The organism is Anaerotignum neopropionicum, from assembly GCF_001571775.1.
In the GTDB taxonomy this organism is placed as follows: Bacteria; Bacillota; Clostridia; order Lachnospirales; family Anaerotignaceae; genus Chakrabartyella; species Chakrabartyella neopropionicum.
The window spans coordinates 88,888-99,893 of the sequence record NZ_LRVM01000010.1 but is presented as its reverse complement, the minus strand read 5'-3'; the positions used below and the strand labels follow the sequence as shown (position 1 = coordinate 99,893).

Below are 11,006 nucleotides of genomic sequence, written 5' to 3'. Positions count from 1 at the left end.
TTTTAAAATCAGAATTAAGCTGTGCTAAATATTTTCTTAATTCCGAATAGTCCTCATTTTCTAAAAGCATATGCATAGCTTGTGTATGGTGGTGATAGTCATGTTTCCATTGACGTAGTGTTTTCATGGATGCCTGAATATTTTCAAAGTGAGTTTGCATTAGGCTTGCTTCTCGTAATTGCATTGAAAGTTCGGAGTTTTTTTGATAGAAAGCTCCTAATACTTCAAATAAGATAATACAGCCCAATAAAATTGATAGATAAGCCACTCCAATAAAATCAAGGACATGAGATGCATCGTTTTCAATATAAGTATAGTTGTTAATGAGTATGGAAAGGTCAAGGAGCTTATCAGATGCAATAATTCCCAAGGATAACATCAAGAATAAAATAATTCGAAAAAAAAGTGGCAATATAATATTTTTTTTTGATGTAATGTGAATTATAGTAAAGTAAAAAATAGCACACACAACTAAATAAACCATTGTCATTTGGATTCGGATTAATGACGAAATCGTCAGTGTATTTAGATCAATGCTGGTAAAAGTTGATACAAAAGAGAAAACAATTGTATTTGAAATAATTCCGATGATAGATGCAGCACACCCCCATAGAAAACGGGAACTATAATTAGAATCAAAACTCAACATTGCAAAAATAATGTCTGCAACTAAAAGTAGGAAAATTACAATATTTGTATTACTAACTGTAATGTTTAGTATCGTAGTAAAAAGAATCAGAAGAGATAAACCAAGAAAAAGTCGCAAGGCTTTTTCTTTTTTGTATCCAAGTGTTTTTGTAAGTAGATAGCAAAACATTCCTTCTTCAACAATATTAATTAATAGTTCCCATCCAATCCATAAAAATGACATAATTTCCTCCGTAAAAAATGTTTTAAAATATTTTCCTCATATATCATAGCATGGCAAAAATAGACATACAATCGTAAAAAACCTTATTTCACGACCTAGAAAGGCTATTTCACGACCTAGCCCTAGAATTTGGTAAGTTTTGTGATAACATATTTCGTGAAAGGAGGTACAAGCGTACAGAAAAATTAGGTCACTATTAGTCAATATTAAAAGGAGGAAATATCATGAAAAAAATCAAAGAGTTTTTAACAAGTAGTAGCGTTAAATTGTCAGCACAAATGCTTTGTGCGTCAGCATCCTTTTTTGCAATCATGATGTGCCACGGAAAACTGTATGAACCAAAAGTTCCAGAAAAGTTGAAAAGATAGGCAAGAAAGAAATGGGGTAAAATAATATTTTTTGATGTAAGAAAAATAACTTAATTCGGTTTAGCTCGAGAGAGGAGTTAAAAAAATCATGATTAAAAAAATTGTTTCAATTTGAATGTGTATAATAATGACAATGCAGGCTACTATAGCAGTATTTGCAGATGAGTATATTAGTATGGATGTAGACAAGAGTGCTGTAAGATCATTACTTGGTACTAATGTTTTAGATAGTGATCTTGATAAAGCAGTAAATGATATTAGCAAAATTCAATTTTACAGTATTCCTTCCGAATTGTTGGTTTCTGTTTCTACAGATGATACAGGTGAAGCTACATATGTATATCAATATGAAGATGGTCTTGTAGCAGAAATTCAACTTAAAGAATCTGATGATGGTAATGTTAAGTTGAAAATTGTTGAAGGTAATAAAACTGATGAATTGGAATATTGCAAAAATGGCGAATTGATTTATAATGGTGATAATGTAATGATTTCAAACGATGATTCAGGTGAATATACAAATTTATTGGTAACTGCAAATGATAAGGTTCAACTCAGAGCAGGAAGAGAAGAATATATTACAACTACGTGTCCGTACGGAAGGGCTTCTGAATATAATGTGTATGCAGGGGTTAAAAAAAGTGCAAATGTCCAGCTTTGTACGACATTTTCTGATGCTACAAGATCTGGATTGGCGGCAGTATTAGCGGCTGCGATTGCTAGTCCATTAGGATTGCCAGCAGCATTATTATTTGCATTTACAACTGGTTTTGCTTCAAGTCTTCTTGATATTGGAGTTACCAATGACCCAAGAAGTTCAGCGGTGTCTTATACATTGAATCAATATTACCATAAAAGTTCAGGTGAATTTAGAATAAATACCTATCTATCTGCAAAAAAAATGGATGCAATTTTTTATACACAGGTAAATTATAGGGGGAGTATGAGCACTGGGAAATTTTATGAATGTATAGATCATAGTTAATAAAGAGGAGGTTTTCTTTGGATGAGAGAGATGTAATTAAAGAAAGAATAGACTATATTTCAAAGAGCGATACCATATTATATTCCACCATAAACGAAGATATAAAGCTATCAGGTCTAACAATAATCTGTTGTGTATATTGTATTGCTGTGTTCATATTTTATATGATTATAACACCATATTTCATGAAAGTAGAAATTGACAATGCATCGCTCTTTTCTAAAATTATTGTTCGAGTTATCCCAGTTTATTTTATACTGCTAATGGTATACATATTAAAAGTCCTGAAATTAACTAAATTAAGAAAGCTACTAAAAGATGAGAATAAAAACAGAGAAACTGTTCAGACTTAAGCAGTTACTAACCTCCAAACTGATATACTTAAAATTACTAGTTTGGAGGTTTTATTTAGCAGAGAGAGAAAGAAAGTTAGCTACATAATATTCATTTTAAGATGCAAATTAAGTTTCATCGCAATGAATCCTCTTTGAACTATTTTGTTGCTCAGTTTTTTGAGGATTCATCTCTATTATAATGAAGAATTCTTTTTTGCAATCATGATGTGCCACGGAAAACTGTATGAACCAAAAGTTCCAGAAAGATTAAAAAGATAAGTAATTAAAGAGGTGTGGTGAAAAACATTGCTAAATGAGAAATGGGGTAAGATGTAAGATTTGTGTAATTGCTATTGACAACCTATTAATTAGCAATGCAACAATGTACTGAAAAAAGTTGAATTGTTTGAAAAACAGAAATGGGAGGTGCTTAAAATATCCTGCATGAAAAATCAGAGAGCGTGCCGGACAACACAAAACCTGTTTCAAACAGGATGCTTACTATTATAGTATAAAAGGGATATGTAACTTTGGCAATCTAATTTGGTGTTTATTTTGTTTAATGCTTTTAACATAAATAGTATATTTATTTAGGTTAATATAAGAGGAATGATATAATAAAAAAGTATTTACGTTTGTATTATCTGCACTTATGCTAAGGATATGCCGACCGAGCTACCAGAAGTTAGTACCTATGACTATGAATACCGAGGTAATCACTTCTGTTAATTGAGGAATACGATGAACAGCTAGTTAGACGGTTGATTGAGAAGGTTACGGTATACCGTGATAAGTTTGAGGTTGAGTTGAAAACAGGTATGAGTGTGGATGTGAGTAGATAAAAGAACATGAAAAAGTCGATAGAACCTTGCAGAAATGCAGGGTGTTTTTCATTATGTAGAGCAGAAGCAAGAACATATATATTGACAAAGTTTGTCAAAAAGAATACGATTTATAAATATTATGGGGAAATAGTCATAGGGCTGTGACGAAAATTACGAGATTTTCTGGAAACGATGTGGAGTTTATTCCTGTTTAAGAGCAGGGAGTGGTTGTAATTGTCCTGAAAATCTCACGACTGTCTATAAATGTCTTAACTCGTACCGAAGGGGAATCTCATTATGGGTAACAGTTGAAAATGGATGTAGTTTATTATTACTAAGACCACAAGGGGCTAGGGATGGTGGAGGACCTATGAAGTTTGGTGTCATTCAGCATCCTATTCCAGATTGCAGAAAGAACTACAGTATATGATAGGAGTTGCTATTTTTGACGAACAATGATATGAACAAGAAAATTTTATATTTTAACCGTCAAATTCAAAATGCCTTTAGCATATTACCCAATTACCCATGTACTCTTGTAGAGGCCCCTATGGGTTATGGGAAAACTACTGCTGTCAAAGAGTTTTTGACAAATCTTGATGCCGTTGTGATTTGGCAAAGTATTTATGGTAAGAGTGAAGTTGAATTCTGGAATGGGTTTTGTCAGGGTATCGCTAAGATAGATGAGAATTGTGCAAAGCATCTGCAAAATATTGGAATGCCCAAAGAAAGTTTGATGAAGCGAGAAGTAATGTTATCTCTTGAAGAACTCCAAATTCCAACAAATACTTATTTTGTAATTGATGATTACCATTTCGTAAAATCAGCGGAAGTCAGTGCTTTTCTTGAATTATTTATTCGAAATATACCACAACGGCTGCATATTATTGTTATCTCAAGAACTTCCGTATTTAAGAATAATGGGGAACTACAACTAAAAGGGATCGTTCACTATATTGGTACCAAAATGTTGGAATTCTCCCCAGAGGACATCGAAGCATACTATTTCCAATGTGGAATTAAAATTAGTGATGAAGAAAAAATGCAAATTTACAGTCGTACAGAGGGTTGGGTTTCGGCTTTATATTTATTGTTACGGGAACACGAATTGTGTGGCAGTTTTATTCTTACAAAAAGCATGTCGGAAATGATTTATTACGCAGTTTACGAACCTCTTGAGGACGAGCTCAAAGCATTTTTGAAAACAATGTGTCTTTTTGATAAATTTAGCTTGGAGCAAGCGGAGTATATGTGGAATGAAAAAGCAGGGGATCACCTTCGCACGCTGATAGAAAATCATGCGTTTATTACCTTGGAGCCGGATTTCGTAAACTATACCTTCCACAGTATTTTTTCCGCATGTATCCAAGAGCAGTTTCAAAAGCTCCCTGAAAAAACAAAAAAAGAAATTTGGAATAAAATAGGAACGTTGCATTTAAGAAGTAATGCGTATTTATCTGCAATGAAATGCTTTTCTCAGGGGGAAGCGTATGACAGTTTTTTGATTGCCCTTGAGCAAGACAGGGGCGACAGTATTTTTTTGGAGCAAAAAGAGTTTATTTTGAAAGGTTATTCTAATTGTCCAATGGAAATCAAGAAAAAGCATCCCATTGCGATTTTGGTCTATGCAGTGATTGTGTTTGTTAATTATAATGAGTATACGTTGTTCGAAGCAGCTTGTGGGGAATTTTTGTGGTGCGTTGAAAACAACCCCTCCCTTTCCATAAAAGAGCAGGAACAGTTAATGGGTGAGTATGAGCTATTGCAGGGCATTTCCGCATTTAATGATTTGATGGAAATGGGCAAGCATTTTAAAAAAGCGGTAGCTCTGCTTACGGCTCCGCCCCAATCCATCTCTGCGAATAACAGTTGGACCTTTGGCTCGCCGTCCGTACTTTGTCTTTACCATAGAGAGGCGGGGAGTTTAAAGGAGCGGGTGGAATTTTATCAAAGTTCCAAAAACTATACTGCCAACACGGGGGGACATGGGAGTGGTTCAAGAAACCTATTTGAAGCGGAATGGAATTATTACATCGGCGAATTTGAAAACGCAGAGATATTGGTATATCAAGCAATCTCAGAAGCTAAAACGGGACAACAGCAGTTGGATATTGTTCTTTGTGCTAATTTTTTGCTTGCAAGGTTGGCGCTGATAAAAAGTGATTTTACCCACGCCACAGCCTTGATGGAAGAAATGCGTAATGAAATCAAGAAAGATCAGATTTATACGCTGATTTATACCATCGAGCTTTGCGATACATATATTTATGCTTGCCTAGGTCAAAACTATCAAAAATCAGATTGGCTTATGGAAGAAGAATATTTACAAAACAATATTTTTTTCCCAAGCCTAGCTTTCTTCAATATTGTTTTAGGAAAAGTACTATTGAATATGGGAAAGGTCACGAAGCTGCTGGGACTTTCAGATGGGTTTTTACGTCAGGCGTCCTTTTACCCAAACCTTTTAGCTTCTATTTATACTGAAATTTATGTGGCGATGGCAAATTGGCGATTATCTCGCATGGAGGAGGGTGTAAATGCATTGAAAAGAGCAATAGGAATGGCGATGCCCGATGCTCTAATTATGCCGTTTGTGGAAAATGCTGATGAATTAACATCTTTGTTTGAAAAGATCCTGCAAGAAGAGTTATATGCCGATTTTATGAAAAAAATAATGGAAATCAGAAAGCAATACTCCACGGCAATCAAGAGGATCAATGCTGAGCATTTTGCAAACCATGGGCCAAAACTCACTCCAAGGGAAAAAGAAATCGCTTTACTCGTGATGAAAGGCTTAAACAACAAAGAAATTGGTCTAGCTTTATACATATCACCAAATACAGTGAAGCGTGATTTGAAAAATATTTTTACCAAGCTGGGAATTACATCAAGGGCACTTCTTATGAAAGAGATGCTTCTATAACATAATAAAATTATTACCCACTGGGTAATAGACGCTTTTTTACTTCCACTCTACAATAGCTGTAGGGTGGATTTTTTTGAAAGGAGTCGTAGTATGCCCATAATTATTAGCATTCAGCCTAAGAGCGATTATACAATAAAGGTGAAATTTGATAACGGTACTACCTTGATACTGGATATGAAGGCAAAATTAAAAACCATGAGATTTCAGCAGTTGAAGGATAAAGATTTGTTTTGCCGTGCTGTGGCGGATAAATATTGTATTCGCTGGAACGAGTACATTGAGCTTTCTGTAAAAGAAATTTTTGAAATAGCCCAAAATTGTTGAATTAGCACACTTTATTTTAAGGAGAGATACCCATGAAAAAGAAGAGAATCTTGTCATTTTTGATGACGCTGACAATGGTGACTGGGCTAACGCCCCAGATTGTATTTGCGGCAGACCCCGTAACCATCGATCTTTCCACGGTTAGTGAGGATGGAAACGGCTATACCTGCGTAGCAGAGTTGATTAACAGCGAAACAGAATATGTAGTAACAATTACGGAGGAGGGTGATTATGAGCTAACGGGAACGGTTACCCAGACGGAGCACCCCACCCATGTTATTGTTTCCGCACCAACGGCAAACATAACCCTGGACGATGTTAGTATAACCATAATCAACTTTTCGCCTATTTCAATTTGTGCGGATTCCACCGTCAATCTAACACTGGCAGATGGTTCGGAAAATACCCTTTCCCTTGGAACCAGTGAAATTGGCTTCGCAGGGCTTTATGTACCCAAGGATGCATCAGTCGTAATTGATGGAACAGGGGAGCTTACCTCTTCTGGAGGACCATCCGGTGCAGGGATTGGCGGCTCGTTTAACAGCTATAGTCCAGGTACTGTGACTGCACATGCAGGAAACATTACCATAAACAACGGTATCATTCATGCGCAAGGGGGTAATAATGGTGCAGGCATTGGCGGAGGGTTATATGGTAGCGTGAATTCCGTTATTATAAATGGTGGGGAAATAACCGCAGAAACCTATGCTTCTGGGAATAATGCAGCAGGCATTGGCGGTGGTGGCTACCAAAATGGGAATATATTGATTACAGGAGGGACTGTAACCGCAACAAGCAATAGAGATGCTGTAGAAGCAATTGGCACCGGTTACGGCATTGTATTAGCTTCTACAGTAATAATAACCGGTGGTTCAGTAAAGGCATTATCGCCAATGAGAATTTATTCTGAGCCGAAAAATAATAATGATGAAAATGTTTACCTGACCACTGTAACAGTACAGGATAACGGGGGAAGTACTTTGGATAATACTGAGGTTTCCTGCACAGTGGGAGAGACGACCTTTACTGCGAAAACCGACAGTGATGGAAAGCTTTATCTGTGGCTGCCTATGGGTGATGCACAAATTTATATTATCGATAATGAGGCTGGCTATAGGGCTTTGGGTACTGTAACGGATGACGATGCAACGGCTTTGATTGCCACGGAATTTAACCCTGTCTTTTCTATTGACGATACGAAGTATGAAAGCTGGGCAGAGGCAGCGGTGGCTGTACAGGAAGGGGAAACCATTACGCTGTTAGAGGATACTGCGCTTCTTGCCAGTGATACTATGCCTACGGTTTCTTGCTCCATTGATGGAAACTATCATAATCTGACCTTAAACAGTGATCAAAGCTTGAATGCTGACATTACCTTGAAAGATTTGTCTCTTTTGTCTGATGCTTCTATCTCATTTGACTGTACGGATATTGGGAGTATCCCGCATGCACTCACCATTAACGGAACCGTTGGTGTTGATGAAGATATTTATATTCAAAACGGTTCATCTCTCATTGTAAACGGAACCTTAGAAGTAAATGAGATGAAGGGTTTTGATACCATGAGTGTAGCTGCTGATGCCACTGTTGCGGCATTTGCAGTAAGAAATATCAGCAATTTAGCGCTGAATGGTACAATCACCTGCAAGTATTTTATGCTTGAAAAATCCGCAGGGGACAATGGTATTTTATCGGGAAACGGAACCTTTTTATTTAATGACTGGGGCGGCGAAAGCCCGAATTTGTACTTTTCAAATGTTAAAATTGACAATGGTGCTGAAATCACGCTGGATACAGCGGGATATACACCCCATAATGAGGATTTTTTGATTGGAAATAAAACAGTTTCGGGGTCAACTACAGCACCTCTTGAAAATATTGGGTGTCTTGTTTTGGGGAGTGGATATTCATCTTTCAAGCTTACAGGTTCAAGTGATAGCTATGAATATTTGTATTCTTTGAGCCCGAAAACCCCTTTGCTGGTACCTACCGTAGCCCTTGCAGCCAACGCTGCCAACGGAGGCTTATCTTATACGATTACCCCTGGGGTGGGGGAAACGGGAACGGTTAGCGGTTACGTAATACAAATGCTTGAGAGTAGCGGAACAACAGAGGTAGGAGATGAGATTGCTTGTACTGGAACTAGCGGGAACATTCCCCTTTCGGCAACAATTATAAGCGGAAGCAGCTATTGCGCCAAGGTTAAGGCGGTAGCAGGCGCAGCTTCTGATTATATGGATAGCGGCTATAGCGGTGCTTCCACGGCAGCGGTAGCGGCGCAAGCTCCTTTAAACACAATCCCTGTAAGAAAAATTGGGGTTCCAGCAACAGCTACAGCAAGTGTAAAAGTGAAATCTGTTTATACCCTCAATCTAGAGAATATCTTTATGGATGCGGATAATGATGCAATGACCTATACGGTGTCCATGAATGGTGGGATGGCGGTTGGTGCAAACGCAAATTACACATTTACTCCCACAGTAAAAGGAACCACAACCTTAGTTTTTGCGGCAAACGATGGAATAGCTGATTCCGTTGAAACTTATACGGTGACGTTGACAGCAAAAAAATCAAGCAGTGGTTCCTCTAGTGGTGGCAGTAGTGGAAGCAGCAGTGGAAACACAGGAAACACAGCGACTACTGCAACTACTGCAACTACAGGATACAATGCAACGGTTTCGGCTATGGAAAATGGACAAGAAGTATCTGTAACCGCCCCCACCCTTAACGTTAGTAAAAGTGAGGGAAAAGCCCAGATGAACATAGATTCCAAGCTTGGTGATATCATAAAATCAGGTGGTACAGTGGAGGCAACGATACCGTCTATTCAGGATGTAGATACCTTTGTGGTAGGCATTCCGATGAAAAGCTTGTTAAACAGTGGTGGAGAAGGTAGCCTAACATTCAACTCTGAGGTAGGAAGCATAACAATTCCTTCTAATATGTTGCATGGGGTTGCAGAAAACAAGGGAACGGAAGCAGAAATTACCATTAGTCAGGGGGATTCTTCCAAGTTTTCTGAAGAGGTCAAGAAAGCGATAGGTGACCGCCCGTTGATTCAGTTGACTTTGAGCATAGACGGAAAGCAGACCCAGTGGAATAATCCTGATGCACCAGTGACTGTAAGCCTTCCCTATACCCCAACAAAAGCAGAACTTGAAAGTCCCGAGGGCATTATTGTTTGGTATATTGATGGTAGCGGCAATGCAGTTTGTGTAACAAATGGGCATTATGACCGTGAAAGTAGAGCTGTAGTATTTAGCACAACTCATTTCAGTGATTATGCAATCGGTTTTCAAAACATAAGTTTTACAGATGTCCCTGCAAATGCTTGGTATGCTAATGCAGTACGCTTTATGGCGGCAAGAGGCATTGCTACAGGCACAGGAAATGGAAATTTTAGCCCGGATGGGAAGCTGACGAGGGGAGAATTTATTGTAATGCTGATGCGTGCATATGGTATTGAAGGAGAAGATGATTCCACTTTTAATTTCTCCGACGCGGGCAATACCTATTATACCGCCTCTCTGGCGGCTGCCAAACGTCTTGGAATTTCCAACGGTGTAGGCGAGAACAAGTTCGCACCACAACAAGAAATTACTCGTCAAGAAATGTTTACATTGTTGTACAACGGGTTGAATGTCATGGGATTACTGCCCGAAGGTGATTCAGGAAGAACACTTTCTGATTTTACGGATAGTAGCAGTATTTCTTCCTATGCACAGGAAGCATTGGAGTATTTTGTAAAAACAGGTGCCGTTAGCGGTAGCCATGGACAAATTCTTCCTACGGAAACCACAACCCGTGGGGAAATGGCACAAGTGCTTTATAGCTTGTTAGCGAATAATATAGAAGCAAAATAAGATGATTGCTGTCATGGCGTGAGAAAAAGTCGCAGGGGCATAACAAAAAATTAATTGTAATAGATCAAAACCGTTGAAATTTAAAATTTCGACGGTTTTGTATATGTGGACATTATTAGATAGTTATAAAATAATAGTAAAAATCTAATTATGACGAAATTGATTATTGCTTTGCAATAGATGTTTGACATTGACCAGTTCCATTCAACGACCAAAGGCATAAAACATCAATGTTATCCTCTCAATCCACGTTGAAACGAGCTGTCTGCTATATGAACGCTAGACCCATTGAATTTACTGGGGTTTAAAAGTTTAAAAATATGTTTATCCACACAGGAAAAGGTCTTACCATTGAGAAGATAGACATAAAAAAGTCTAGGTATGCGCACTCATTAGTATATTCCTGATGGGTGCGTTTTGCTGTAGAAGAACAAAAACGTATTGTATCAAAGATTGAAGAATTACTGCCTTATGTGGAACAATATGACAAGGCATACAGCAAATTAGAAG

At 37.7% G+C, this 11,006-nt stretch carries 6 protein-coding genes and 1 pseudogene; 6 read left to right on the top strand and 1 reads right to left on the bottom strand.

Annotated elements, in window-relative coordinates:
• Positions 1-871: pseudogene (locus CLNEO_RS12835) on the bottom strand (hypothetical protein); the annotation flags it as partial.
• Between the two features lie 224 nt (positions 872-1,095).
• Here CLNEO_RS12835 and CLNEO_RS15950 point away from each other — a divergent pair.
• From CLNEO_RS15950 to CLNEO_RS12810, 6 genes are all read left to right on the top strand, one after another.
• Positions 1,096-1,239, top strand: coding sequence for a hypothetical protein (locus tag CLNEO_RS15950; protein WP_157723583.1), 144 nt, complete (start codon positions 1,096-1,098; stop codon positions 1,237-1,239).
• A 175-nt stretch (positions 1,240-1,414) separates the two neighbouring features.
• A complete protein-coding gene (locus tag CLNEO_RS12830; RefSeq protein ID WP_162266478.1) occupies positions 1,415-2,224 on the top strand; it encodes a hypothetical protein in 810 nt (269 codons plus the stop codon).
• A 17-nt stretch (positions 2,225-2,241) separates the two neighbouring features.
• Entirely contained in the window at positions 2,242-2,577 is a 336-nt protein-coding gene (locus CLNEO_RS12825; RefSeq protein ID WP_066089790.1) for a hypothetical protein, read from the top strand.
• Between the two features lie 1,251 nt (positions 2,578-3,828).
• Positions 3,829-6,306, top strand: coding sequence for a helix-turn-helix transcriptional regulator (locus tag CLNEO_RS12820; RefSeq protein WP_066089787.1), 2,478 nt, complete (start codon positions 3,829-3,831; stop codon positions 6,304-6,306).
• A 93-nt stretch (positions 6,307-6,399) separates the two neighbouring features.
• The gene (locus CLNEO_RS12815) at positions 6,400-6,633 is read left to right on the top strand and encodes a DUF2442 domain-containing protein (protein WP_066089783.1); all 234 of its coding nucleotides are present in this window, start codon (positions 6,400-6,402) and stop codon (positions 6,631-6,633) included.
• Positions 6,634-6,665: 32 nt separating this feature from the next.
• Positions 6,666-10,496, top strand: a complete 3,831-nt coding sequence (locus CLNEO_RS12810) for an S-layer homology domain-containing protein (protein ID WP_066089780.1) — start codon at positions 6,666-6,668, stop codon at positions 10,494-10,496.
• The last annotated feature ends 510 nt before the right edge of the window (positions 10,497-11,006 follow it).